Source organism: Enterococcus sp. DIV1767 (genome assembly GCF_050542585.1).
Classification (GTDB): domain Bacteria; phylum Bacillota; class Bacilli; order Lactobacillales; family Enterococcaceae; genus Enterococcus_D; species Enterococcus_D innesii.
Window position 1 is genome coordinate 3,219,212 of sequence record NZ_CP172936.1, and the last position, 24,901, is coordinate 3,244,112.

Annotated in this window: 22 protein-coding genes; 7 read left to right on the plus strand and 15 right to left on the minus strand. The window is 39.5% G+C overall.

The annotated features are described in order from the left end of the window. Window positions 1-6: 6 nt before the first annotated feature. The 6 genes from IGI78_RS15275 to IGI78_RS15300 all read right to left on the minus strand — a co-directional run bounded on the left by IGI78_RS15275 (window position 7) and on the right by IGI78_RS15300 (window position 5,553). Window positions 7-1,875, minus strand: coding sequence for a beta-glucoside-specific PTS transporter subunit IIABC (locus tag IGI78_RS15275; RefSeq protein WP_077454104.1), 1,869 nt, complete (start codon window positions 1,873-1,875; stop codon window positions 7-9). Window positions 1,876-1,880: 5 nt separating this feature from the next. Further along, entirely contained in the window at window positions 1,881-2,723 is an 843-nt protein-coding gene (locus IGI78_RS15280) for a PRD domain-containing protein (RefSeq protein ID WP_042890884.1), read from the minus strand. 305 nt (window positions 2,724-3,028) lie between these two features. Beyond that, complete coding sequence (locus IGI78_RS15285; RefSeq protein ID WP_005230585.1) at window positions 3,029-3,289, minus strand: metal-sensitive transcriptional regulator; 261 nt, start codon at window positions 3,287-3,289, stop codon at window positions 3,029-3,031. Next, window positions 3,286-3,585: a rhodanese-like domain-containing protein gene (locus IGI78_RS15290; protein ID WP_077454103.1), complete on the minus strand. Its 300-nt coding sequence runs from the start codon at window positions 3,583-3,585 to the stop codon at window positions 3,286-3,288. Before IGI78_RS15290 ends, IGI78_RS15285 begins: the two co-directional genes overlap by 4 nt. Continuing rightward, window positions 3,578-5,236, minus strand: coding sequence for an FAD-dependent oxidoreductase (locus tag IGI78_RS15295; protein WP_077454113.1), 1,659 nt, complete (start codon window positions 5,234-5,236; stop codon window positions 3,578-3,580). The genes IGI78_RS15290 and IGI78_RS15295 overlap by 8 nt, the downstream gene beginning before the upstream one ends. A gap of 2 nt (window positions 5,237-5,238) precedes the next feature. Further along, entirely contained in the window at window positions 5,239-5,553 is a 315-nt protein-coding gene (locus tag IGI78_RS15300) for a rhodanese-like domain-containing protein (protein ID WP_005230579.1), read from the minus strand. A gap of 424 nt (window positions 5,554-5,977) precedes the next feature. Here IGI78_RS15300 and IGI78_RS15305 point away from each other — a divergent pair, with 424 nt between their 5' ends. After that, a complete protein-coding gene (locus tag IGI78_RS15305; RefSeq protein ID WP_077454102.1) occupies window positions 5,978-6,451 on the plus strand; it encodes a DUF3955 domain-containing protein in 474 nt (157 codons plus the stop codon). Window positions 6,452-6,511: 60 nt separating this feature from the next. Here IGI78_RS15305 and cls read toward each other — a convergent pair whose 3' ends face one another. Next, on the minus strand, window positions 6,512-8,041 hold the full coding sequence (gene cls / locus IGI78_RS15310; protein ID WP_195266282.1) for a cardiolipin synthase: 1,530 nt from the start codon (window positions 8,039-8,041) through the stop codon (window positions 6,512-6,514). A gap of 349 nt (window positions 8,042-8,390) precedes the next feature. Between cls and IGI78_RS15315 the strand changes: the two genes are divergently transcribed. Together IGI78_RS15315 and IGI78_RS15320 are read left to right on the plus strand one after the other, a co-directional pair. Further along, window positions 8,391-9,812: a cryptochrome/photolyase family protein gene (locus tag IGI78_RS15315; RefSeq protein WP_077454100.1), complete on the plus strand. Its 1,422-nt coding sequence runs from the start codon at window positions 8,391-8,393 to the stop codon at window positions 9,810-9,812. Between the two features lie 420 nt (window positions 9,813-10,232). Beyond that, window positions 10,233-10,622: a YxeA family protein gene (locus tag IGI78_RS15320; protein ID WP_229045653.1), complete on the plus strand. Its 390-nt coding sequence runs from the start codon at window positions 10,233-10,235 to the stop codon at window positions 10,620-10,622. A 346-nt stretch (window positions 10,623-10,968) separates the two neighbouring features. Here the strand turns inward: IGI78_RS15320 and IGI78_RS15325 are convergent, their stop codons facing one another. The 5 genes from IGI78_RS15325 to IGI78_RS15345 all read right to left on the minus strand — a co-directional run bounded on the left by IGI78_RS15325 (window position 10,969) and on the right by IGI78_RS15345 (window position 17,744). Next, window positions 10,969-11,598, minus strand: coding sequence for a helix-turn-helix domain-containing protein (locus tag IGI78_RS15325; protein ID WP_195266283.1), 630 nt, complete (start codon window positions 11,596-11,598; stop codon window positions 10,969-10,971). Between the two features lie 660 nt (window positions 11,599-12,258). Further along, complete coding sequence (locus IGI78_RS15330; RefSeq protein ID WP_008380272.1) at window positions 12,259-13,707, minus strand: helix-turn-helix domain-containing protein; 1,449 nt, start codon at window positions 13,705-13,707, stop codon at window positions 12,259-12,261. 536 nt (window positions 13,708-14,243) lie between these two features. Further along, window positions 14,244-15,638, minus strand: coding sequence for a glutamate decarboxylase (locus IGI78_RS15335; RefSeq protein ID WP_005233215.1), 1,395 nt, complete (start codon window positions 15,636-15,638; stop codon window positions 14,244-14,246). 29 nt (window positions 15,639-15,667) lie between these two features. Next, window positions 15,668-17,077, minus strand: a complete 1,410-nt coding sequence (locus tag IGI78_RS15340) for an amino acid permease (RefSeq protein WP_077454097.1) — start codon at window positions 17,075-17,077, stop codon at window positions 15,668-15,670. A 25-nt stretch (window positions 17,078-17,102) separates the two neighbouring features. Further along, the gene (locus IGI78_RS15345) at window positions 17,103-17,744 is read right to left on the minus strand and encodes a hypothetical protein (protein WP_005230557.1); all 642 of its coding nucleotides are present in this window, start codon (window positions 17,742-17,744) and stop codon (window positions 17,103-17,105) included. A 1,264-nt stretch (window positions 17,745-19,008) separates the two neighbouring features. Here IGI78_RS15345 and IGI78_RS15350 point away from each other — a divergent pair. Beyond that, a complete protein-coding gene (locus IGI78_RS15350) occupies window positions 19,009-20,616 on the plus strand; it encodes an ATP-binding cassette domain-containing protein (RefSeq protein ID WP_077454095.1) in 1,608 nt (535 codons plus the stop codon). Continuing rightward, complete coding sequence (locus IGI78_RS15355) at window positions 20,613-20,837, plus strand: hypothetical protein (RefSeq protein WP_005230548.1); 225 nt, start codon at window positions 20,613-20,615, stop codon at window positions 20,835-20,837. The genes IGI78_RS15350 and IGI78_RS15355 overlap by 4 nt, the downstream gene beginning before the upstream one ends. Before the next feature lie 132 nt (window positions 20,838-20,969). Here IGI78_RS15355 and IGI78_RS15360 read toward each other — a convergent pair whose 3' ends face one another. Next, entirely contained in the window at window positions 20,970-21,422 is a 453-nt protein-coding gene (locus IGI78_RS15360) for a GNAT family N-acetyltransferase (RefSeq protein ID WP_077454093.1), read from the minus strand. 391 nt (window positions 21,423-21,813) lie between these two features. Between IGI78_RS15360 and IGI78_RS15365 the strand changes: the two genes are divergently transcribed. Together IGI78_RS15365 and IGI78_RS15370 are read left to right on the plus strand one after the other, a co-directional pair. Next, window positions 21,814-22,233: a MerR family transcriptional regulator gene (locus IGI78_RS15365; RefSeq protein ID WP_016608514.1), complete on the plus strand. Its 420-nt coding sequence runs from the start codon at window positions 21,814-21,816 to the stop codon at window positions 22,231-22,233. Window positions 22,234-22,308: 75 nt separating this feature from the next. Continuing rightward, a complete protein-coding gene (locus tag IGI78_RS15370; RefSeq protein WP_195266285.1) occupies window positions 22,309-23,175 on the plus strand; it encodes an aldo/keto reductase in 867 nt (288 codons plus the stop codon). A 357-nt stretch (window positions 23,176-23,532) separates the two neighbouring features. On the opposite strand, the gene IGI78_RS15375 is transcribed toward IGI78_RS15370, so the two are convergent. Both IGI78_RS15375 and IGI78_RS15380 read right to left on the minus strand, forming a co-directional pair. Beyond that, window positions 23,533-24,147 carry a CPBP family intramembrane glutamic endopeptidase gene (locus IGI78_RS15375; RefSeq protein WP_077454091.1) on the minus strand — a complete coding sequence of 205 codons (615 nt, stop codon included), beginning with the start codon at window positions 24,145-24,147 and terminating at the stop codon, window positions 23,533-23,535. Window positions 24,148-24,201: 54 nt separating this feature from the next. Next, complete coding sequence (locus IGI78_RS15380) at window positions 24,202-24,450, minus strand: hypothetical protein (protein ID WP_077454090.1); 249 nt, start codon at window positions 24,448-24,450, stop codon at window positions 24,202-24,204. Between the last annotated feature and the right edge of the window lie 451 nt (window positions 24,451-24,901).

The window sequence follows — 24,901 nt, forward strand, 5'->3', positions numbered from 1 at the left end:
TTTCTTCTAAATAATTGTTACTAATTTATTCGAGTAATCAATCAATTCATCGTGCTCAAAAAATACCGGTTCATTCTGATTGTTCATAAAAATCAAAACAGAAGTTGGATCGTAGCCTTTAGACTTGATAAAATCAATATCAACACGGGCTAGCAAATCACCCGCCTTTACTCGCTGACCTTCCTCAATAAAAAGTTCAAATCCCTCTCCATCCAGTTTCACTGTATCTAATCCAATATGCAGTAACATTTCTAATCCATTATCATGTCGCAACCCGATGGCATGTTTTGTTGGAAAGACAGTTGTTATCGTGCCTTCAATCGGTGAATGGAATTCTCCTGACACAGGATCGATCGCTAGCCCTGGTCCCATTTGTTCGGTGGCAAAAACCTCGTCAGCTACTTCACTCAGCGGCAAAATGCTGCCACGGACGAAGCCTTGAATCAATGCTTCTTCAGCCGCTGTTCGTTTTTCTGAAGCAATCGGTGAAGGCTTCTCCAACGCTTTCATATCTTCTTCAATACTCTCTTCAAAACCAAAAATGACTGTCAAAACAAATGATATCGAAAAAGCTAACGCCAATGTTATGGCTGCTTTTACAATATTAGAGGCATCCTCTCCGAAAAATACCGGCAAGGTCAAAAGCCCTGGCGATCCGAATGAATAGCGGACTAGTCCGCTGATACCCGCATAAAAACCAGCAATTCCACCTGAGATCATCACATAAATCAGTGGTTTTTTCAGTTTCAAGTTAACCCCGTACAGCGCAGGTTCCGTGATACCAGACAGCGCCGTGATGCCGCTGGAAAAAGCAATTTGTTTCATCTGTTTATCTTTGGTTTTAACAAATACCCCAAAGGCGGCACCCGCTTGCGAAATGTTGCTTGCTAACATACCTGGTCCTTGGACGATTTCAAAGCCTACGGTTGAAAAGGAGACTTGCGCAATCGGAGTCAAAGCCGTGTGCATACCAACCATTACTAATAAAGGCGTGAAGATGCCCATCAGTGTCGGCACGAGCCATGGAACAGTCACTCGCAGATAATCCACAACAAAGAACAATCCATCTCCAAAAATCGCGCCGATGGGTCCTAAGATCATCAGTGCGAGCGGAGCCATGATGATCACGATAAAAAGCGGCTTCAACATGGTTTTTAAAACACTTGGAATGATCTTTTCAGATAAACGATCAACATAACTCATAACCCAGACTATCAAGATGATTGGGATAACCGTTCCTGAATAAGCGGCTTCACGTATCGGAAGCCCAAACAGCTGCATAGAAACATCCGAGGCAACCAGACTCTGAAATGTTGGATGTAATAAGACGCCTGTGATCCCCAATGCTAAATAAAGATTGGTTTTAAATTGCCGTGCCGCACTAGCCGCAATTAAAAAAGGTAAAAAGTAAAAGGCGGCGTCTCCAATCATATTGATGATTTGATAATTTAAACTTTCTCTACTCAATCCCAAAAGGACCAGTAAAGCTAAAACCGCCCGAATTAAACCAAATCCGATCAATGCTGTAATGATTGGCGCCATTACACCAACAATATTTTCGACGATTCGTTTCACAAGTCCGTTTTTAGGTGTATCTACAGCTTCATCACTGTTTTTTTCCGTGATTTTATACTGATTGATTACAGTCGAATAGTAATTTCCTACTTCTCCGCCAATCACAAATTGTACTTCATCTCCAGTCAATTTGGTCCCTAGTACTCCTGGAATTTCCTTTGCCTGTGCTTGATTGAATTGCGTGGTATCTTTTAACTGGAAGCGAAGGCGAGTTGCACAATGATAGACCGCGTTAATATTTTTCTCTCCACCGATCGATTGAATGATTTTGTCTACTGATTCTTTCTTTTTATCAATCATTTGGTTCACTCCTCATTTTGTGATAGTAATAGTCTATTAATATGAATAGCTAAATATGCAATTTCTTCTTCAGTGATTGGTTTCTCATAGATTTCTTCTAAAGTCCGTTTTATTCGCTGACTATAGGCCATCGGTTCTTGATACAGCGTAGAGACTGTCTTTATTAAAACTGCATCATTGTTTAACATCGTGTTCGTTAAATAGCGTTCTGCAAAAAATTTGGCATGTGTAACCAGACGCTCATAGTGCAGACTGTGGCTATCCAATTTTTTCTTCACCAACATTTGTACAGATTTTAAAATATTTGTCACGATTTTTGTGATTTGGATAGCATTGGCATGAATTGCTGAGCGACTATTTCCGTTAATGATATGGAAAGTAATGTTCGCTGCTTCTTGTTCATTCAAAGAAACACCAAGTGCTTTTTCAATAATGGCAACACCTTTTTGAGCAGCCTGAAATTCTTCAGGATAAAATCGTTTGAACTCCCAATACATTGAAGAAGTCATAATGACATTGTCTCTGATCCTCTCGACAGTAAAATAAATATGATCGGTCAGTGAAAAGAGTGTATTAGCAGATAACTCCGTATCTAGATATTTCTCCGCTTCTTGGATGACTTCATACGCTAGCTCGATATACTTTACAGGTACATTGTTCATAAAAGTGATCAAGGACTCCATTCGATTATCTTCAATCGGAAGATAAAATTTAGAGATTTTCTCTTCCGAAATCAATTGACCTTTCTTTTGCTGATAACCGATACCCTTGCCAAAAGCAATAACATCTTTATTGTCTTTCTCAACAATAATAACGTTTACATTCAAAACCTTCTTAATCAAATACATGTATTCTTCTCCTTCCTCCTTTCTGAGCGTAAAAAAAGGCATAATAAAATCAAATCTGCGAACCTTCGCAAAATTGATTTTATTATGCCTTGCCTGCCGTACAGTCACATACACATAAAAAAAATCACTATTTATTTCTTAAATTAATCATAGCATCCAAAAAAAGAAAACGCAATCATTTTTTTTGTACAAAAAACCGCAAAATAGGTATTTACCTTCTTTTGCGGTCAGCTTCGAATCTTATATCTAGATGACAAACAGACTCTTTCAAACGAAATTAAATCGTAACACTGTCAAAAATTCCGTTATTTCTTCACGATCAGCTGAACGGCTTGATCGATTTTCTGCTTTTGGGTTTCCGTGTCGCTGTCTGGATTTTCCAAACAATTTTTCAAATTTTCAGCGACAATGATCCCCATAATACGGTTGACGCTGGAACTGACGGCGGACAATTGCGTGATGACATCGACGCATTCTTTCTCGTCTTCGATCATTTTTTGAATCCCCCGCAACTGGCCTTCGGTTCGTTTTAACCGATTCAAAATATCTTTGTTGCATGCGGTCATCGTTTGATTTCTCCTCTCCATGCTGACATGCCACCGAGGACATTGGTCACTTGAAACCCTTGCTGGTTCAAAAACTCAGACGCCATTTGCGAACGAGCCCCTGAATGACAGATGACATAGTAATTTTTATCCTTCTCTAAGTCGCTGATTTGTTCCGTAAGCTCGCTCAACGGTAGGTTTTGTGCTGTTTTGATGTGTCCTTGTGCAAACTCATCAACTTCTCTGACATCAAGGATCTCAAGCGCCTCACGTTTTTCTTTTTGGGTAAATTCGTCCATAGATATGGCTTTAATCATGAATAATCATCTCCGGCTTAATAGTATTATACAACGAAAAGGCACCATCGAGGTTTTGACAATTGATGCCCGCTTGTTTTAAGATGCGTTCGGCAATGTAGCTTCTCAATCCGCTATGACACGTAACGACATACGAAACGCTTGGATCCAATTCAGACAACCGATCCCTCAATTCATCTAACGGAATGTGGAGCGCTTGTTGAAAACGTCCATTATTGGCTAATTCCATTTCTGAACGAACATCCAACAACTGCTTACCGTTTTCTAAGGCCTCCGTCAATTCGTGCCATTGGATATTCGCACTGATTCCTTCCGCCAGATTGATCGCTGCATAGCCAATCATATTCACTGGATCTTTGGCTGAGCCAAAAGGCGGTGCATAGGTAAATTCCAGTTCAGGCAAGTCAAAGATCGTTAAGCCGCCTTTGATCGCTGTTGCTAAAATATCGATCCGTTTATCGACCCCTTTGGCACCGATGCCTTGCGCACCGTAGATTTTTCCAGTATCAGCATCAAAAATCAATTTCAAATAAATATCCGTCGCATCAGGATAATACCCAGCATGGTCTTTGCCTGAAAGATGAACCACCTGGGGATTTAGCCCCGCCAGTTTGGCGCTGCGCTCACTCAACCCAGTAGACGCTGCGGCAAGATCGAATACGCGCACGATCGCCGTCCCAATACTGCCTTTGTTTTTGCGAGTCAGTCCTCCCAATACATCCGCAACTTGCCGACCTTGGCGATTGGCTGGTGACGCCAAGGAGATCAGCGTGTCTTCGTTAGTGATTTGTTGTTTCACAACGATGGCATCTCCCACCGCGTAAATGTCTTTCTTGCTGGTTTGGTATTGCTCATCTACCAGGATACCCCCCCGGTGTCCCAATTCAATACCAGCACGTTTCGCCAAATTCGTTTCTGGTTGGATACCTACCGAAAGAATCGTGACGTCTGAAGCTAGGACCGTGCCATCCTCCAGAACGATTTCTTGCCCTGCTTTTTCAAAAGCGGTCGCTGACTGCGAGGTCAAAACTTTGACTCCTTGCTTGATCAATTCATTTTTGATATACGCAGCCATTTCTTCGTCCAAAGGTGGCAATACGTGGGGTGCTTTTTCTACGATCGTAACTTCGAGGCCTTTTTTATGTAAATTTTCAGCGACTTCTAACCCAATAAACCCAGCGCCAATGATCGTCGCTTTTTGAGGCTTTTTGTCTTCAAGATGCGCCATGATTTGGTCTAAGTCAGGAACATTGCGCAAAGAAAAGGCGTTGGTTGCTTCTTCTAGCCCTTTGATCGCTGGTACTAGCGGTTTTGCCCCCGGTGATAAAATCAACGCATCATAAGATTCCGTGAAGACCTGTTCGCCATGTTTGACCGTCACCGTTTTCTCCTGCGGATCGATCGCCAGTACCTCATGAAGAGGCCGCACATCTAGGTTAAACCGTTTTTTTAATGCCTCAGGTGTTTGGACCAATAAGGCGTCTCGCTCTTTGATCTCACCAGAAATAGCATACGGCAGCCCACAATTCGCAAAAGAGACAAAAGGACCTTTTTCAAAAACAATGATCTCCGCTGCTTCTTTAAGCCGACGTAAGCGCGTGGCTGCCGACATTCCCCCTGCTACCCCACCGACAATAACTATTTTTTCCATCATTACTTTCCTCCTTTGGTTGTTCCGCGCCATTGATTCATGCCACCACGAACGTTGACCACGTCAAAACCTTTTTTACTTAGGATTTTGGCTGCTTGTTTGCTTCGCATCCCTGATTGGCAAATGACTGCCAGTTTCTTGTCACCTTTTTGAGTAAATCCCGCAATCTTGTTTAACGGTACATTTTTCGCATAGGCAATATGCCCACTGCGGTACTCCGCCGGCGTGCGTACATCCAGAACCGTCCATTCTTTGGCTCCTTCTTTTTGTAAATCAGCTGTTGACATACTTGGTATGCGCTTAAATAGTGAAAACATTTCTTGCTCCTTTCGTATACCCCTCGGGGTATATTAAACAAGATGTTTCCCTATTTGTCAACTAAGTGAATTTCTTTAAGAAAAGAACCTTGCTGTTGCGTTGCTCCCCACTCGATAAACTGTCATGTATCGGACATGTACCAATCAAGCAAGAGGAAAAAAAGCCACATATTTCCTTCCCCTCAGCCTCAGTGCTATAATAAACAAAAAGATATGCAGTAAAAAATAACACACTACAAGATCACTTCGTCAAAGACGTTTTTCACGACCTCAGAATAAAAACGATGCTCCTCTCAAAAAAACAGCAGATAAAAAACGACGCAAGCACCACTTTCCCTTGATTTATCAAGAAGCAAGCCCTGCTTTCTTGGAATCAGCGTGGGTTTCGACTATGCTTAAGTCACATCAGCGAAAGGAAAAAAAGATGGAATTTGGCGAAAAAATCAAAGAAGTACGCACAAGAAATAACTTGACCCAAGAACAATTTGCCACTCAACTACACGTGACAAGACAAGCCGTTTCGAACTGGGAAAACAATCGCAATCTACCAGATTTAGAAATGTTGATTGCCATCGCCACAATTTTTCAACTCTCGCTTGATGAATTGATTTTAGGAGGAACTCAAGTGAACAAGATCACTGAAAAACTAATCAAAGACGGCAGCGAGACTCGACGCGCCAAACTCAATTTGATCACGACCTTGATCGGAACATTTTTACTACTATTCGGCTTTGCCTGCTTCTTCATCAAAGCAAGCGCCGTAGAATACATCGATCAATCCGGCATTTTACATGAAAATTTCTATCTAATCCCCGTAGGATTTTTGTTCCTATTGGCTAGTTTCGTAGTATTTGCAGGAACCGGGATCAATTATTTTCGAGCTGCTAGAAGAAAATAACGCAAAAAACTCGATTCCAGATGATGGAATCGAGTTTTTTCTTTTGTTCACTATCTTCCTTCAAAGAATCGGAACAAACAAGCCACTGATTTTTTCTTTTGTTTTCGTCAAAAGGCTTCTGGCTTGCCATTCTTCTTTTTCTACTAATTTTGCATGAGCTAAGTCTTCCATAAATTGCTGATTTAACTCTGTGATTATTTTAGACGGCCCATAGATGAACATCGATAACTCATGGTTAAGGTAAAAACTACGAATATCAAAATTTGTTGACCCGATCGTTGCAGCAAACTCATCGACGATCATATATTTACAGTGAATAAAAGCAGTCTCATCATAGGTGTAGACTTCGACGCCGGCAGATAATAGGTCATCAATAAACGAATTCGTGCCATGAAAAGAAATTCCTCGATCCCCTTTTCCCGGCACGATCAATTGCACGTTGATCCCGCACCGTGCTGCTCTTCTAAGCGCACCTAAACTTTCTTCATCAGGAATAAAGTAAGGCATGGCGATCTTAATCGAATCCGTTGCCTTTCCAATGAGATCATTAAAGGAATCCTTAATGATTCGCTCGCTATCATAGGGTCCGCCGTAGATTACCTGAACGATTTCCGAACCGCTTTGAACGTCGGTCTTCAACGGAAAATACGTAGCTGTCTGTGTCAAAAAATGAGTGACCGTTTCTTCCGTCTCATCAAGAAAGAGCCAATCATAAATAAAGCACTCTTGAACTTCTAGAACAGCAGGTCCTTCTATCCGGATGTTTGTGTCTCGCCAATAAGAAAACTTACTGCCTCGCCCACTATATTCATTTCCAATATTCATGCCTCCTGTATGTGCAATCCCCCCATCAATAACGACCATTTTACGGTGATTGCGCCAGTTCGCTTTATTACTTAGCCAAGGCGAGTTCAACAAATCATACGTGCGTACCTCTACCCCATTCTTTCGCATCATTAATAACAATTGATTAGGAAAGGCGATCGACCCCACGCTATCATACATAAACCGAACTTCCACCCCTTGTTTGGCCTTTTCGACCAAAATATTTGTCAGCTCCTCCCCTGTTTCATCCCCTTTAACGATATAAAAAAACACATGCACATGATGCTTGGCTTTTTTGATATCTTCTAACAAAGAAGCGAACGCCTCAGTGCCTTCGTTTAATAGGGTCAGATGATTATTAGTTGTGGGATACTTGCCCGAAAGATGAAAAATCTCATTGGAGAGATCATGTTTCTCATGAATGATCTCTGAATGTTCTTGCAGAATAGCCGAAACCGTTCGCTGTACTTCCCGTTCATTTTGTATCTGCTGTTTGGGCAATTTCCTTAATCGAGGTTCGCGGCCAATTAAATAATACAACATGACTCCTACAATCGGTAAAAACAATAAAGCTAAGATCCAAGCAATCTTCGAAGTTCCATCCCTTTGATCAAAAACCACTAAGTAGCCACAAAGAAGAATCGCCAAAATTTCAATGGCCTGCCAAGCATAAATCATTTGATTTAAAAAGAGAATTAATCCAACCGTCACAAGTATCAGTAAAATCGTTAAAATTTTATATTGCTGTAATTTGTTTTTGATCATCCTTCACTCCATCCAAATATGCGCTTATTAATAAATGCTAAAGCAAAAAGCCTCACTATATACTATGATTATATACGTTCTCGTTACGCAAATGTAACTCATTTCATCCCCTACTACTCATTTTTTACCTATTATTTATTAAGAAGAGACGATTTGCAGAAACGATACAGTAAATGACAAGCGCCTATTCAAATCGGCGCGCCAACTAAAGAAAAACCTGTAAGTCCCTCGACTTGTTGCAACAGCAGTTTTCTTTGCGTAATCGCCAAATTTGAATAAATCCCATCTTTCCATTACTATAAACGAAATCCGATCGTTTTTGCACGGTTATACTATCAAGGAGGTTTGTATGGCAATTCATGTGATGTGGTTTAGAAAGGATCTGCGCTTAGAGGACAACACGGCACTGACTGAGGCGCTTGCGTCTCTTCAAGCAAACGACCAATTGTTGTGTGTGTTTCATCTCAATGAAAAGCAGTTTCTCCCCGATGCACCAAGCCATGATTACTTTTTTAGCGCGGTTGCTCACTTTATCGAGGCTGCCAAAAAACAAAATCTGACGATCCACCTCTTGACGGGGACTTTGACAGAAGCCTTTGATCAGTTGTTCGCTTGCTATCCAGAATGGAGCCAACTGTACTTCAACTTTGATAACCGTGGATATGGTCGTAAACGCGACCTCTACATAAAAGAATTGGTCGAGAAAAAAGGCGTCACTGTCCATTCCTTTGAAGAACATCATCTGCACCAACCAACGGAAGTCACCAAAGAGGACGGGACGTATTACAAAAAATTTACGCCCTATTATAAGAAATGGATCCAGCTGCCCAAACCGGTCTATCAAAAGCAGGCCCTTGATTTTGAAAAAGCCGTTGATTTTGATGATGCATCTCACTTTAAAGCAGGGACAGCGTTGCTTGCTAAGCTGCTAAAAAATAGAAAGACCGATTTTTCAACGATCGTTGGGGAAGACTATGCGCATAAACAATTGCAGGCCTTTGTGCAAAAGCGTTTGGCCGCCTATGAAAAAGATCGAGATCTCCCTTCAATCAAAGGAACCAGCCGCCTGTCTCCTTTCTTGTCTTTTGGACAACTCTCTATTCGGAAGGTTTGGGCCGCTTGCCAAGGAATGCCACCCAGCACTGGCAAAGCGACCTTTTTAAAAGAACTGGCATGGCGAGATTTTTATCATATGATCTACTTCACTCATCCGGAGCAAAAAAACTATGAACTCATTGAGAAATATCGAAATATGGATTGGCAAAAGGATGAAGAGGCGCTAAACAAATGGCAAGCAGGGCAAACCGGCTATCCGATCATTGATGCCGCGATGCGGCAGCTGAATCAAACCGGTTGGATGCATAACCGTCTACGGATGATCGTCGCTTCCTTTCTAACCAAAGATCTACTGATCGATTGGCGGCAAGGAGAAGCCTATTTTGCTCGACAATTGATCGACTACGACGCTGCCAGCAATATCGGCGGCTGGCAGTGGGCAGCTTCGACTGGCACCGATGCGGTTCCTTACTTTCGAATTTTCAACCCCATCACTCAGGGGAAAAAATTCGACAAAGAGGGGACGTTTATCAAACAATTTGTTCCCGAACTCGCCCAGTTGCCGCTAAAATTCATCCACGAACCTTACCTGATGACTGACGAAGAACAAGCCGACCTAAAGGTAGTTTTAGGCACCAACTATCCGTTGCCTATAGTTGATCACAACGAAGCCAGAAAAAGAGCCCTCGATTTGTATAGTAAAATCGAGCCATAAAAAGCTGCCATGGACTGCTCTCAAGCATTTTCGGTAGAAAAAACCAGCAAAGACGGTCTCTTACGGAGCGCCTTTGCTGGTTTTTTATGAAACTGGTGCGCCCTCTTTCGCCTTTCTATAGTGAAAAAACAAACGGCACGTCTCATCAAATAGTCTGCTGGTGAGCATACAAAAAAGAAACATTTTCCATGCTGTGTTTTTTTATTAAGGTCTTTTCGCCTGATTCCGCACTTATTTCTAGTCACTCTAAGCAACAATCCCCTGACGATTTATAGATAGAACCCATTATTAGCGACGTTCCCCACCTTTCCTAGACTGGCTAGTAACGTTTCTCCTTGCAAAACTGTTCGTTTGATGAAAGGTCATCTATAGAACCATTCTGTTATAATAGCTCCATATTTGAGGATAAGGATGGTTTATATGAAAAAAATAATCGGATTCGTCTTAGTCGTACTTTTAGGGTTTGCCGGATACAAAGGCTATGAATATTATCAATCCACCTACTCAGGACAAACAGCTTACGCGTATGTCCCATCTGAGATTCCGCCTAAGGTAGAGCATGAAAGTAAAAGTGGCATCGGCGACCAGTCGCCTTGGTATTCTTACGATTACACGTTAAACTTTGTAAAAGAAGATGGTAGCACACAAACACTCGAGGTTTCATTATCAGAAGATAACGCAAAACCACTAACACCAAATTCATATGTAAAAGCGGTGATCAGTGAAAAGCGGACAATAAAAGGCCCGAATGGCGTTGAAAAAGACGCAATTCCCAAAAAGATTCTAGAAAAATTAGAAAATCAGAACTAATGAGCTTTTGTTAATAAGGACTAATGAGTTGCACAATATCAAATCTGGGTCAGAAAAAATCACATTCTGGCTCAGATTTTTTTGCTAATGACTTTCATCTTTTTTTGAGTCTACTGGACATGGATGGCACTTATCTAGCTGGTACAAAACCACTCGCAGATAGTTACTGGCAAGTGCAGCGAACCACAAGCCGAGTACAGTAATGACAAGGTGCAGGAAGTGGTGTCGCACAACTTTGAGTCTACGAACAGAAACTCAATTAAACGAAATAGCGGATAAGGTTGCTGAACCAACCAAAGTCCCAAAGTGAAACGTAAAACAAAAATAGCAAATCTTTTGAGATCCGCTATCGATCGAATGCATTTTCTATCTCTTTGTACAATTTTTCAACATTAAGCATCCCGTAATCTTTTTTTGAAATAGCTATGACTGGTGTTGTAGGAAAATTCTGTTCAATTTCGTTTTTCGCATACCCGAAAGATGGAGTCAGCAAAATAAGATCGGCTTCACCGCCATATTGATTTACCTGATTCGAATTATAGGTCTCAATTAAAACTTTATGTCCTCTTTTCTGCATAAGCATCTCCAGTTTCCTACTTAAAGCCTGCGTTTGTAAAAGCCCTTGGTCCGCAATGAAGCTAAAGACGATATCAAAAATAACAACTTTTTTCCACTTCTTTTCTTCTTCTGAATCTTTTGTTTTAATTAAATCTCCTGTTTTTTCCATGTTCTGGTATCCTTTCATTTTAGAAAAAAGAGTCTCAAAAAAAGTAGGTCTTTTCCTTCCTAAAATCTCGTCAACAGAAACATTGAAGTAGTTACTCAAAGATATAAGCGTCTGAATGTCTGGATTGCTCTCATTTCTTTCCCACTTTGATACAGCTTGTGGCGTAACGTTCAAAATTCTTGCTAAACTTTTTTGGGTCATTTTTTTCGATTGTCTTAATTCTTTGATATTTTTTCCTAAATCTAACATTAATATAATTCCCTTCAGATTATCTTTTCAATGAACGGATCGTTGAATAGAGGGAATGAGGACTAAACTATTGGTTGAGTTCTATCTCAGCGCTTATTAGAACGCTTTCATTAGTTCCTTAATAAAAAATTATCGTTCAGAATTTCTGTTAAGCTTTTTTGAGTCATCATTTTAGATTGCCTTAATTGTTTGATTTTTTCTTCTCTCGAACATTAATATAACTTCCTTGAGATTAACTTTTTGATGAACGGAGTGCGGAATAGAGAAAATCAGAACTAAACTATTAGTTGAATTCTATTTTATCACACTTCCGTTTTTGGAAAAATATAGCTAGTCGGTTTGTTGATATTGATAGAGCCAACTAACGACTGCAGACTCACATCATTATGTGGGTCTTTTTTTACATCTTTCCAAAATCAGTATTTTGAATCCCTTCTGTTATTTTCACGCTTGATGTCTTCTGCTCTGTTGCGATACGTTATACAAGGATACTGGACACATTTATCTAGCAGAAAGCTGCTTGACTGACTCTGTTTTCATCTCGGCATCAATGACAAGAGCAATTCAAGTGCCGTTTCCTTTCCCTACTTCGCAGATAATTGAAAAAGTAGCGAATCACCTATCCGTTGACTCGCTGCTTTTCAACTAAAAAATGACTGCTCACACCACAAAAGAATGATACTTAGAATAAGCAATTTGATCGACGATCGCAGAAACCTGATTGACGTCTAAATCGGCACCAATGGCGGTCACTTGATAAAATTGGTCATAATTGTTCCCTAATTGGGGGAGATTGGCATTGGAAATCAACAAATCAAACGTCTCGTCCGGAGTATAGGGTAAAACAACAACATTTTGCTTGCCTTTTAGTTCATTTTTTAACAAGTAAATCGAAGCATCCGCCAAAAGACTGGAGCACATATTTAAGACCCCGATCCGTACCCGATACTCTTCTTTAGGTGATAACATATAAATTAAAAAGACTAGGCGTTTCTTGAGATAGTTGAGTTTCGTGGGCGTAAACAAGTTGGTCGGTGCAATAATGTGTTCAAGAATGTCTGAGATCACTTGATCCCGCAAAGAATTGTGAAACATTTTGTGGTAATAATTTAGCGTGACTCGATCGATGGAATAATTCACTCCATGAAAGTAATAAACTTGTGCGATTAAGGAAAAGACATTGGCTTTGATATCGATCGTCGTATGCGAGGCATCAAGACGATAAATGGACTGGATTGCTGCCATGACTTCATCGGTGATCTCAAAGACGGGATTTTTATTAGTGTACAGTCCTAAGCGAAGTTCCTCGTAAGGAATCCCGCCCACCGTAATGAGGAAGAGACAGATAAAGAATGGCACGATCTTCGCTTCATCTACTGAGCAGATACATTTTTTAGAAGCATAGATCTGTCGAATAAAGTGACAGAGGGGCATCTCTTGGCAACGCTCGATTTTGGTTTGTTCTTCCGGACTTAAACTTCCCAAGGTCGTGTGAGACGTGACTTTTTTCATAATTACATACAACCAGATCTTCAGCTGCTTTTGTTGGGCAATCGATAAGGTTATTTTTTTCGCTAACTCCGCAACCAGGTCATCGATCAAAACAGAATCGATCGTTGTTGCACCCATTTTGAAAAAATTATAGTAAAAATAAATGCGTTGTGTCATCGTTCCAACTAGTTTTTTGTTTCTGATCTTTAATTCAAAATGCTGCAACAACTGATTGCACTCAGCGATCAATCGATTGAGGGTCCCCACACTTATGTTTAATTCATCAGCCAAGACGAAGGCATCATAGCCTGCATGTTGAAACAAATAATGGATGATTTGATATTTAGCAGATTTTTTCAATAGCGTGTCGGTCAAATCATCCAGTGAAACACTATCGGTTACTTGCAGTTCCAACGTATAACGGTTGATGATAAAAGAGACCTTCTCATTTTTTAGTTGCCGTTGAAGGCTCTCTGATAATTTCGTCAAGGTCGGCATCGTAATATCTAATTCCCGACACGCATCACTTTTTTTGATATGACCGGTCGATAAATACAAAAATTTGAGCAAGATATACTCTAATTTCAAGTCCTTATCCAGTAAGTCTTCTTTATACATGACTGTTTTTCCTCCAGTGTAAATCTATATTCATTCAGAATAGTTACAACCAATTTACAGAAAAAGATAGCAGTACGTTACTCATGAAACAAACAAGCGCAGTAAAAACAGGCCCTTTCTACACATACTTTCCCTTCACTTACTCCCCAACAAACCATGACTGACAAACAAAAACCCTCGATGCAAGACGAATTTTCCTAAGAATTCCCTCACGACAACGTTCTAAGATTTCCTTTTCGTTTATGTAAAACGTTCTTCTCTAAAAAAATATATTTAGACCATAATAATTAATACTATCACAAGTCAGAAATGTCAATAAATGAAATTATCAAGCACTGTTTTTTTACTTTCTCTTAAAAAACGACACTATCAAGTGCTTACCCGTTCTTACAAACAAAAAAATCAAAGGCAGTCGATGCAACCGCCTTTGATTTTTCTATAAACCAATGTTCATTCAGTCTTGCAAAAAACGTTTCATAAAGGGACTTTTTATTCATTGAAAAAAGCAATGAAAGGGTTTCTAGCGATACCGTTTCTTAATGTGAAAAGCCATAGGTTTGATCGGATGAAACATGACGGCTTGGTCGCTTGTTCAAGCGCTCGATTCCTTCTTTCATGTCTTGCACCAGATCCATTGCCATTTGCATACTTAAATCTGCCCGACAGACAAAGCGTTGGATATTGATATGTGATAGATTATCAGGTAATGGATAGGTAGGGACTTGCCAGCCTTTCATCGCAAATTCATCCGTCAAATCATACAGATTCCAAGAAATATCGGCATCTTCTTTTAATTTGTAGCAGACGATCGGCAACCGTGAACCATCATTATAAATATCGAAGTAACCCATGTTTTCAATCTCTTTTGCTAAATATTGGGCAACATCACTGGTCTTTTTGTGGATCAAGCGGTAGCCTTCAAACCCATTGCGGATAAAGGTGTAATATTGGCCGATGATTTGGCTGGCACTTCTTGAAAAGTTGATGGCCATCGTTGGCATTTCACCGCCAAGATAACTTACTTTAAAGACCAGCTCTTCTGGTAAGAAATCTTTTTCTTTCCAAAGCACCCAACCGATACCAGGATAGACTAACCCATATTTGTGTCCAGACGTACTGATGGAACGAACGTTTTTCAAACGGAAATCCCATTCAAGTTCTGGTTCCATAAATGGTGTGTACAATCCACCACTAGCCGCATCCACGTGGATGTAGACTTTGTAGTCGGTGTGTTTGTTGTATTCCTCTAATTTCTTATCTAGTGCTTTGATATCATCGTATCGTCCAGTGTAAGTGATCCCTAAAATACCGACGACTCCGATCGTATATTCATCTAAATAGTCCGTGACCTTTTCGACATTGATGCTGCCATGTTCTTCATCGATAGGGATCGTCCGCATTTCAATGTCCCAGTAGACACAGAATTTTTCCCAAACGACTTGATAGGCAGAAGAAATCACTAAGTTTGGTTTTTGTTTATTGATATCTAAGCCAAGTTTTTTTGCCCGATTGCGCCAAGCAAATTTTAAGGCCAATCCACCTAGCATACACGCTTCACTTGAGCCTACCGTTGATGTACCGATAAAATCTGATGCTTCTGGGGCATGCCATAAATCAGCGATCATGTTGACACAGCGGTTCTCAATTTCTGCTGTCCGTGGGTACTCGGTTTTATCGATGGCGTTTTTATCAAGGGTTTCACTCATGATTTTGACTGCTTCTGGTTCCATGTAGGTTTGACAAAACGTCGCCAAATTTTGTCTTGAGACCCCTTCATCGATCAATTGATCCTTGACTAATTCATAGGCATCCCGCGGTACCAAGGACTCTTTTGGTAATTTGTACATAGGGATCGCTTGATCCATTGCCTCATTCCCATAGATAGGCTCCAAATATTGGGCTTCTTTTCGATTTTTTTTACTAAATAACATGCAGCTCTCCTCCTCATAGGTTGTGCTTTTTATTTTTTATCGCTTGCTTTTTCACCTACATATTTATAGATGACAAACGGTATCACGACAATAATCAGCCAACTGATGATCAAGATGGCTAAATAGGTTCCGCCCTTTCCGGAGCCGATATCGCTCGGTGGAAAGAAGGAAATAAAGAAAGAAAAAATAGAAACAAGCAAACCAACCATCGCAACACCAATTTTCACATTTTTCCCACCAGGAATATGATACGTTCTTGTTAAGTCGTCTTTTTCTTTGACTAATTTAATATAGGAAAGAAACAAGAGGACATAAGCCACCAGATAGATGCAGACCGTCAAAGCCATCGCAACGAAGAAGGATAGATTGGCGCCTCCACCGCCTAATGTCAAGACAACCGCCCAAATGGAAACAATGATGCCTTGTACCAAAACGATATTGATTGGGACATTGTGTTGATTGACTTTGGCCATTTGTTTTGGCAGCAAGCCATTTTCAGCTGCTTCAAGCATCGCCGTCGATGGGCCGACTACCCAAGCAGCAATTTCTGCAATGACACCTAAACAGATGACCACGGCAATCAAACGAACCAGCCATTCTCCGCCGCCAAAATGATGGATCAAATAAGAATAGGCTTGAATCACGCCAGTATCAAGAGACAATTGATTTTGGGGAATCGTGGCAGCCACCGTTGCCCCACCTAACGTATCCAAAAGAATCGTTGCTACAACTAAAATCAAAATAGCTTTCGGGTAATGCTTTCCAGGATTGTCCATATCTTTTACGTGACTGGCAGAAGATTCAACCCCTGCATAGGCCAAAATAAAGGAAACAAAAACGACCAGCGTATTGATTTTCGTGAAATCAGGAATCCAAGCGCCTGATCCAAAAGAAACTTTGACGGGATTCCCTTGAGCAATGTAGACAATTCCTAAGATAAAAAGAATGATCCCTGTTGCGACGATCCCCACAAAGAACCCTACTTTGGCAATCTTCGCAGTATTTTTTGTTCCGCCAAATTGTGAGATCGTAATCAGCCAAAAGATCACTAAAGTGGCAATCAGCTTCAGCCAAACATTCGTATTAAGAGCCGGCCAATTTAGGGCATAGGAAAGCGCCCCGACAATAAAGTAAATCATCGTAATAAAGCCTACCGTGATTTGGAACCATTGGAAGAAAATGGCAGCAAAGCCCCATTTTCTCCCTAATGTTTTTGAGACCCAGGTATAGAGTCCCCCTTTTTCCCATCCCTTTACAGTAGCCATCTCCGCAGAGCAAAGGGCTACAGGGATAAACCAGAGGAAACCGCCGACGAGTAAATAAAAAACTAAATTCATCTTCGATGTCGCAAAGGTTGGATACTCATATACCGTCATCACCATTGAAGCAGTTATTGCAAAAAAACTCAACAATGATAGTTTTTTCTTGCTAGTATCCATTTTTTTTACCTCCTATCGTTAGATACTATTTTTCAGCAGCGGAAGATAGATCAATATGGTACGTATGTGTCAAATCTCCATCTGCTTTAAATTCGATTTCGACCGCTTTGATCGCTGGCAAACTTTGTTCTTGCGCCACTTTAAAATGAATAAAGCCATCTTTGTGTTTGTCATGGGTCAAAATCTCATCATCTAAGTAGTCCACAAACACTTCCGCTTCTACTTTTTTGCCATCATTCAACACCAAATAGGCTTTGTCAGGTTTGATTTTTTTGTCTTTCGAATCTTCATTAAACAATTGATATTTCAGTGAGAGCAATGTTTTGTATTCTTTGTCTTTGTCTTTGAATTCTTCTACATTCACGATTTTTACATGATTCACTAAAAAGCGAATGTGATCCCAACCAGCATTTTCATAATTCGTTTCATACCAAACGACGTCTTTGATTTTCGGATCGATTCCCTTAGTTACGATTTCTTCAAAATACCCGTCATCACTCAATTTTTCACTTCCCACAACTACTTCATCTGACGAATCGCTGATCAACGTTTCCGTTCCAGACCCAGAGACCACTTCCCCTGATTCTTCCACTGTTGAGCATGCACCTAGAGTAAACAAAACGCCTACACCTAAAACGAAACCTGCAACTAATGATGTTTTCTTCATTGTAAATCCTGTCCTTTCTTTTATTATTTTTATTCCATCTCAGGTATACCATTTAACCCAAAAAAGCGAATACCTAATTTTTTATTTTAAAAACAAAAAAACGCGAAAAATAATTCGCGTTTCGGTGCTATCATGAAGTGCAGATAAGAACAATGACCATTGAAAAGAAAGGACTGAGTTTTTTTGAGAGCGCTTGTGGTCGTCCTAACTGCCGTTTTGTTAAGTATCAGCCCTCTTTCAGCTGACTTTTATCTGGAAAGGACGGACAGACATACTTCTAACGCAATGTTTTCTCGGATAGAAGTTGCCCAAAATGAGTGGGCGCCTACTAGGTCACAAAGATTCGTCGGAACGCTGATGCTTCCTGATGCAAAAGACAGCTTGCTTACAGCTGACGGGCATTTTCTGAGAAGACCTTCCAAGCTTGCGACGAATAGGCGAGGAGCAATAGCAGCTTGTAGGGTTCAAAAAACACCCAAAACCGCACGGGGCAGTCATCTTTCTCAGCGCTGTAGCTCTTTAGCCCCTACGACTTTGCGGTTAGAAAAAGCATGTCAGGCACAGGCAATCAAACGTCTTTAGCTCTCATCCGAGTATCTGGTGTCGTACATGACGCCTTCATCCACAGGGTTTCCGCAGTGATGGCACATAGGTAAGTCAAAAACAAATGATCCTCAAAACGTTTATCCTCACGTGTATCCTAGACAAATCTACTTCCCCATCCTGAACACAAAAAATAGCCACTACCTACTTTCCACTTACTTGTGCCATCCTCTGCTTGATAAAATGATCAAAATTTTTTGATTGAAAAGAAAAAATTGCCTATTCTGTTTTGATCATTTTTTAGTGATCGATCATTACTTAGCTAGCTAAGCCCCCAAACCCAAAGCAGCCTCCGAAACTGTTTTTCGGGGGGCTGCTTTGGGTTTACACCTTGTTTGACTCCTTATAATTTTTAGTACAGCAGCTAAGTCTCTCTTTGAATATCATTGAACTCTATTAATGATCTATCAAATTACCTATATAAATCCATTTCAACTAAATATTCTCATGCTCCTTCATTCGTTTCCCTCAAAATCTAAATTTTGCTTTTTGTTTTATAAGGTTCAATAGTGACTATTACATGCGTCAATACATTGCAAAAAAGAGCTTAAATACCTTTAAAATTGTATCTTTCTCTCATTTTTAGTAGCCGTACCATCCACAAATTATTAATTATACATTTTTTTAATTTGTGATATAGTTTTTACATAGGAGGGAGAGAATGAAAAAAATATTAAAAAGAAACCAACCACTTTTCTTTTTGCATGTGATTTTATGCGCAATTGCAGCGCTCATTCAAGTTGGGGTTGCTTTGGTGTATAGACAAATCACTGAGGTTGCTATGTCAGGAGATGTAAAAAGACTTTTATTTATTGGTATATTCGCCTTCTTTTACATCTTATTGAACACGATGAGCGATTTTATTCCAAGAAGAAGTAAATCCGTCTTAGTTCAATCAATAATGAATCAACTGAGAGAGAGTCTCTCGCAGAAAATCGTTCGAATGAATCCGGTACTATTTCTTAAAAATGAGAAAAACGAGTATCTCTCAAAGTTGGCAAATGAAATGAAAGTCGTTGAATTAGAATTTTTAAAGCCCGGATTTGGACTGATTTTAAGCATTTTTACCTTTCTATTCTCTCTTTTATTCACACTAAAATTAAACACTTCTTTTTCATTGATTATGCTGCTCTTAGCTTTTAGTCCTTTGCTAGCCCCTTATTTCGCTAAGCGAATCCTTAGTGATCGTCGCAAGTCCGTTGTTCTGGAGCAAGATCGTACTCTTAGTTTATTTGACCAACTTCTCTCAGGATACATGACCTTACGTGTCGGCAAAGGTTTTCCAACATATACGAAAATTTTTACTAACAGTAGTGAACGATTAAAAAAGGAAAGTATCACTTTTGAAACCTTACAAGGACTGACTTATGCAATTTCTTTTGGACTTGGGGATCTTGCTTATTCAGGGACATGGATCGTTGGTGGCTTCTTTGTTGCTGCCAAAATAATCACCATTCCCGATCTTATTGCGATGACTACACTAATGAGTACGATTGCCGGTCCGTTAGAGTATTTCAGTACTTCAGTTACAGATATTTTAGCGAGCAAGAAGGTCGCGGACGATCTTATAGCTTTCATTGATGGCACCGATGATGATGAGCCCAATCGCTCACTTGAACTTGCAGAACCAATAACTACTTTATCGATTGAAAATCTGCATTTCCATCATGGAAATCGCTTGATTTTTAATGGTTTTACTCAAACATTTGAGCGTGGAAAAAAATATGCTATCACTGGCGCAAGCGGTAGTGGGAAGTCGACACTATTGAATATTTTAGCGGGAATTTACCCTATCGACGATCGTCAAGTATTGGTTGACCAGCAAGAGATGAATCAGCTATCTAGAGACTCCCTTTATGAGAAAGTCGCACTTGTCCAACAAAAAACTGCTATCTTCCAGACGAGTATTGCTTACAACGTTTCTATTTTTAGTGAATACGAACTTGAAAAAATCGTTGATGTTTTAAAACGAAGTGGATTAGATGATCGTTTTGATAACAATGATTTAACCGATACGCAAGATAATACATGGATAAACTTTCTTTCTGGCGGCGAGCTTAGACGGCTTGAGATTGCTCGGGCAATCTTTAAAGATTCCGATGTTATTCTTTTTGACGAACCAACATCTGGTCTAGACAGTATAAACGAGATGATTATCAGTGACTTAATCTGCTCACTTACAGATAAAATAGTCATTGTCGTTACTCACTCAACAAATCAGGAATTTCTAGGTTCATTTGATGAGCTAATTCAGTTAAATAGATCATGAATTTAGATGATATAGGCCTACCTTATGTCATCTGGAAATATAAAAGAAAGGAGAGGTATACAATGAAAGTAATCTCTGAAGCTTCAAAAGAACAAATCATCACCATGTGTGGAAGTAATCAGCATTCCCATCATCCACCAATCATCTTACCTGAAGAGACTGATACACCATTTTCAAATCAGAAAAAAGAAGAGATAAAAAAAGAAGAGAAAGCTAGTTAAGAGAAAATCATTTGATCCTTACTTTACTTATTAATAAGAATAATAGCAATCAAAGAAGGGGTCGTGACTAGCTATATATGTCTCGACCCCTTCTTACATATTTCCCGCAAACGCAAATAATTTTTTTAACAGCTATTTGTTATCAACTTTCTTCATATACAGAATTGGATAAGGGTTTCCTTGTTCGTCTAACTCGCTTCTTCTGTATACCTCAAATCCCATATGCTCATAAAATCCTTTCGCCTGAGGATTCTGTTCATTTACTCCCAGTTCATTTACAGCATAGTTTTCCATCCCGTATGCCAAGAGTTTCTTTCCTAGGCCCTTGTCTCTTTGTTCATTTGCTATAAACAGCATTTCAAGATTTCGATCCGAGATCCCCATGAAACCAGCTGGCTCTCCATGCTCACTTTCTACGACAATCAAATGCGGCACATGATGCAATGCCTCTGGAATGTATTGCTTAATGGCTTGGATTTCAGACTCTGACAAAAAGGTGTGCGTCGCCTTAACAGAACTCTCCCAAACTTCAATTAATTGTTGCTCTAACTTTTGATTCATATTATTTACTTCTTTTATATTCATGGATAGTCACACTCTCATCAGCTTTTTTTCGTTTTTCATAACAAGAACCGATTATTTCCTTGATCCAAGTTAAGAATTTTCATCATCATCATACCATGAGATGGATTTATTTAAAATCTATGGATAAAAAATGCCTCGCTCAAATAGATAACGAAACAATCAATTCTAAGAGAGTATGACTTGCTTTGAAACACACTAAAAAAGGAGCTTTCAATATTGATAATTTCTCAAATCATTCTGTTGAAATAAAAATACTTGTAGCTTTTTCTTCCCGAATAGTCGCCATAACGAACAAAATATATTCTTTTAAACAAACGATTTTAAACCACTTGCCCTAGAGTCCACTTTAGGGTTTATGATTACTTATAGAAAAAGATAAGGAGAACCAACGATGAATATAAAAAAAGCAGCGGAAATGTTTGATTTGAGCGTAGACACATTGCGCTATTATGAACGAGTCGGTGTGATTCCACCTGTCCAACGCAATGAGAGTGGCTATCGGGTGTACACAACAAATGATCTAAACTGGATCTATTTAGCAAAACATTTACGAAATGCAGGACTGTCCATCGAATCGCTAATTGAATTTGCTCAATTGGCACAAGTGCGTGAAAGTCAAAATGTCGAAAAAGCTCAGAAACAGATTTTAGCCGATCAACTCGAAGAATTAGAGAAAAAGTTAGCAGAAATGCAGGAAGTGCGAGACCTGCTTATTTATAAGATAGAAACGTATGATGAGCATATCGCAAAATTCAAAGCAGGAAATATGACCCCTGATAAAGTGGAAAAATTATGGGAACGAAAAAAGTAACATCTTTTACTTGCTATGGACTTAACTCCAAGGTTTAGGATAGAACATGCAATGAAAATTAGAGGAGGAAACATTATGCAAACAATCACACTCAATAATGGTGTCACCATGCCGCAACTAGGATTTGGGGTTTATCAAATTCCTTTGGAAGAAACAGCAGAAGCTGTTTACCAAGCAATCAAAGCTGGGTATCGACTGATCGACACCGCTTCTATTTATGGAAATGAAGCAGAAACAGGCGAGGGAATCAAGCGCGCCATCACTGAAGGTCTAGTCACTCGAGAAGAACTTTTTGTTACTTCTAAATTATTTATTCTCCAAACTTCCGAAGATAAAGCGAAAGAAACGATTGAACTTTCGCTTGAAACAATGGGATTAACTTACCTCGATCTTTACCTTATTCACCAACCATATGGAGATATTTATGGTGCTTGGCGCTCCATGGTTGCTGCTCAAAAAACAGGGAAATTACGTGCAATTGGCGTTTCAAATTTCAAATCAGCTAAGATGATCGAGTTTGTCGGCTTGAATGAGGTGAAACCTCAAATCAATCAAATCGAAGTGAACCCTTGGAATCAACGAGTGGAAGATCAGGAATGGCATGATAAATATGACGTCCAAGTTGAAGCTTGGGCACCTTTTGCAGAAGGACGCCATGACCTATTTACCAATCCGACATTAGCAGAAATTGGCAAGCAATATGGCAAAACGGTTGGCCAAGTTGTTCTTCGCTGGTTGATGCAAAGAGGGATTGTCGCTTTAGCAAAAACAGTTCGTCCAGAACGGATGGCTGAAAACATTGCTATTTTTGACTTTGAGCTTTCCCAGGAAGACATTGAAAAAATAGCCGCTTTAGATAAAAAAGAGTCCGCATTCTTTGACCACGATGCTCCCCAACAAGTGGAATGGTTTATGAATCGGATGTTAGATACTGAAAGCTAATAAGGAAAACACTATAAGTCCGCTCCCCTTGCAAAAGGAGGCGGACTTATAGTGTTTCTTACTGAATGGTAGGTCGTCACTTTTCTTTGTAAAAATGAAACTGTTTTTGAAACTCCGGCTAGTGAATCTGCACGGATCAAATAACTGGCTTTCATACTTAATCGTGGGTCCTAAATGATGACCTACAAAGTGACGAAGGACGTACATTCGTAGAACTGTGCAAAGCAACAAGCCTAAGACGCTTATCTGGCCTCTCAAATTTCCTTTCACCAAATATGTTTTAGAGATTCTATACGTACCTATAGATAAATTGCCCCCAATTCTTCTACTCTTAAGGGGAAACAATAAAAGAAATCTTTAAATCAAGATAGCTGCTGCCATCACAACGAAATTATAGAAGCTATGTGCAAAAATGGATTCCAAAATATTTCCCCTACGTAAATAGGTGATCGTCAAATAAAACCCTATGACAAAGTAGGGAAAAAGAGCAAAAAGATTCCCGTTCGCATTTACAATATGACTCTGAGTAAAAAGCAAGAGGCTTCCGACAGCAGTGATGATTCTCAGCCATCGTTTTTCTCCAACATAAATCAGTGTGTAGCGATAAAGTATTTCCTCAAAAACAGGTGCTAGCAAAAGGGCATCAAATACAAAGGGAAGGGTTCTTTGATCTGAGGGATAAACAAAAATCAACGCATTGAGATCACGAAATAAAAGAACATTAATTAAACCGATAGTGAGGATAATACTCGTAGGTACGATGAGACCGATTTTTATTAGCGCAATTTTATTTAGCTTTTGATAACTCTCTACTAAATAATTACGAAAGAGTATAGTACCGAATAAAATGAATAGTAATTTTATTCCAATATAATTATAACTCATCAAATATCTTGCATAAGAAGAAGGAATGCCACGTATTGCTAGCCCCTTCCATATGACATAAAACAATAAAAATAACCCTCTTTTCAACTTATCCCTCCTATTGAACGAAAGCTGTATACTCCAGATAGTTTTACTCTTCTTTCAGTTCTTCCTATCTCTAAAATAACAATAAACCAAATAACCACTCGAGCATACTAACAAAGGAAGTCCGACATAGAGCATACCAATTCCTAACGGATAATTAATAGCAAGGTCAAGTTGGATATCCTTAAGTTCTTCTTGACTGATTGTGTCAAAATCTTGAATAGGGATCAAAATCGTTTGTAAAAAAAAGCCAACGACCGTGATAAAAAGACTGAAACAAAAAACGCCGAATGCAAATTTTTTCATAAGAGACCTCTTTTCAGCATACACTTTATTGCTTTATGATCTTATTATACACACCATTCATCAAAAAAAGAATCTTAAAATATTTTTACACATTATACTTGCAACAATTAACAAGGAAATCATCCTATAGAAGTCATTCCTTAGCTGGATAAAGGAGTCTCCTCACTAATAATCCTTCCATCAAACAACATAGGAAGTGTTTAATTTCCTTCATTCGACTTACTTGAAATCTGCCTCTATGAAGACTAGAAACACGTATCCAAATCACCGCTATCCACCGTATTTAGAGTATCGATGTGCTTTTTTAAGACAGTGCCGAAATGGCAGACCTTTTCTCCGAAAAAATCAGAGGGGATGCTAACAAAAATACCGCTAGCAGTAAACGAATCATCGTCCTTACCAACGGCATTTTATGAAAGATTCTGTCCTAGCTTCTCTAAAAATTCCACTT

Bases quoted from the DNA above. Each gene is read 5' to 3' on its own strand.
- IGI78_RS15275 (WP_077454104.1), bottom strand. From the start codon at position 1,875: ATGATTGATAAAAAGAAAGAATCAGTAGACAAAATCATTCAATCGATC.
- IGI78_RS15280 (WP_042890884.1), bottom strand. From the start codon at position 2,723: ATGTATTTGATTAAGAAGGTTTTGAATGTAAACGTTATTATTGTTGAG.
- IGI78_RS15285 (WP_005230585.1), bottom strand. From the start codon at position 3,289: ATGACCGCATGCAACAAAGATATTTTGAATCGGTTAAAACGAACCGAA.
- IGI78_RS15290 (WP_077454103.1), bottom strand. From the start codon at position 3,585: ATGATTAAAGCCATATCTATGGACGAATTTACCCAAAAAGAAAAACGT.
- IGI78_RS15295 (WP_077454113.1), bottom strand. From the start codon at position 5,236: ATGGAAAAAATAGTTATTGTCGGTGGGGTAGCAGGGGGAATGTCGGCA.
- IGI78_RS15300 (WP_005230579.1), bottom strand. From the start codon at position 5,553: ATGTTTTCACTATTTAAGCGCATACCAAGTATGTCAACAGCTGATTTA.
- IGI78_RS15305 (WP_077454102.1), top strand. From the start codon at position 5,978: ATGGAATTTGGCGAAAAAATCAAAGAAGTACGCACAAGAAATAACTTG.
- cls (WP_195266282.1), bottom strand. From the start codon at position 8,041: ATGATCAAAAACAAATTACAGCAATATAAAATTTTAACGATTTTACTG.
- IGI78_RS15315 (WP_077454100.1), top strand. From the start codon at position 8,391: ATGGCAATTCATGTGATGTGGTTTAGAAAGGATCTGCGCTTAGAGGAC.
- IGI78_RS15320 (WP_229045653.1), top strand. From the start codon at position 10,233: ATGAAAAAAATAATCGGATTCGTCTTAGTCGTACTTTTAGGGTTTGCC.
- IGI78_RS15325 (WP_195266283.1), bottom strand. From the start codon at position 11,598: ATGTTAGATTTAGGAAAAAATATCAAAGAATTAAGACAATCGAAAAAA.
- IGI78_RS15330 (WP_008380272.1), bottom strand. From the start codon at position 13,707: ATGTATAAAGAAGACTTACTGGATAAGGACTTGAAATTAGAGTATATC.
- IGI78_RS15335 (WP_005233215.1), bottom strand. From the start codon at position 15,638: ATGTTATTTAGTAAAAAAAATCGAAAAGAAGCCCAATATTTGGAGCCT.
- IGI78_RS15340 (WP_077454097.1), bottom strand. From the start codon at position 17,077: ATGGATACTAGCAAGAAAAAACTATCATTGTTGAGTTTTTTTGCAATA.
- IGI78_RS15345 (WP_005230557.1), bottom strand. From the start codon at position 17,744: ATGAAGAAAACATCATTAGTTGCAGGTTTCGTTTTAGGTGTAGGCGTT.
- IGI78_RS15350 (WP_077454095.1), top strand. From the start codon at position 19,009: ATGAAAAAAATATTAAAAAGAAACCAACCACTTTTCTTTTTGCATGTG.
- IGI78_RS15355 (WP_005230548.1), top strand. From the start codon at position 20,613: ATGAATTTAGATGATATAGGCCTACCTTATGTCATCTGGAAATATAAA.
- IGI78_RS15360 (WP_077454093.1), bottom strand. From the start codon at position 21,422: ATGAATATAAAAGAAGTAAATAATATGAATCAAAAGTTAGAGCAACAA.
- IGI78_RS15365 (WP_016608514.1), top strand. From the start codon at position 21,814: ATGAATATAAAAAAAGCAGCGGAAATGTTTGATTTGAGCGTAGACACA.
- IGI78_RS15370 (WP_195266285.1), top strand. From the start codon at position 22,309: ATGCAAACAATCACACTCAATAATGGTGTCACCATGCCGCAACTAGGA.
- IGI78_RS15380 (WP_077454090.1), bottom strand. From the start codon at position 24,450: ATGAAAAAATTTGCATTCGGCGTTTTTTGTTTCAGTCTTTTTATCACG.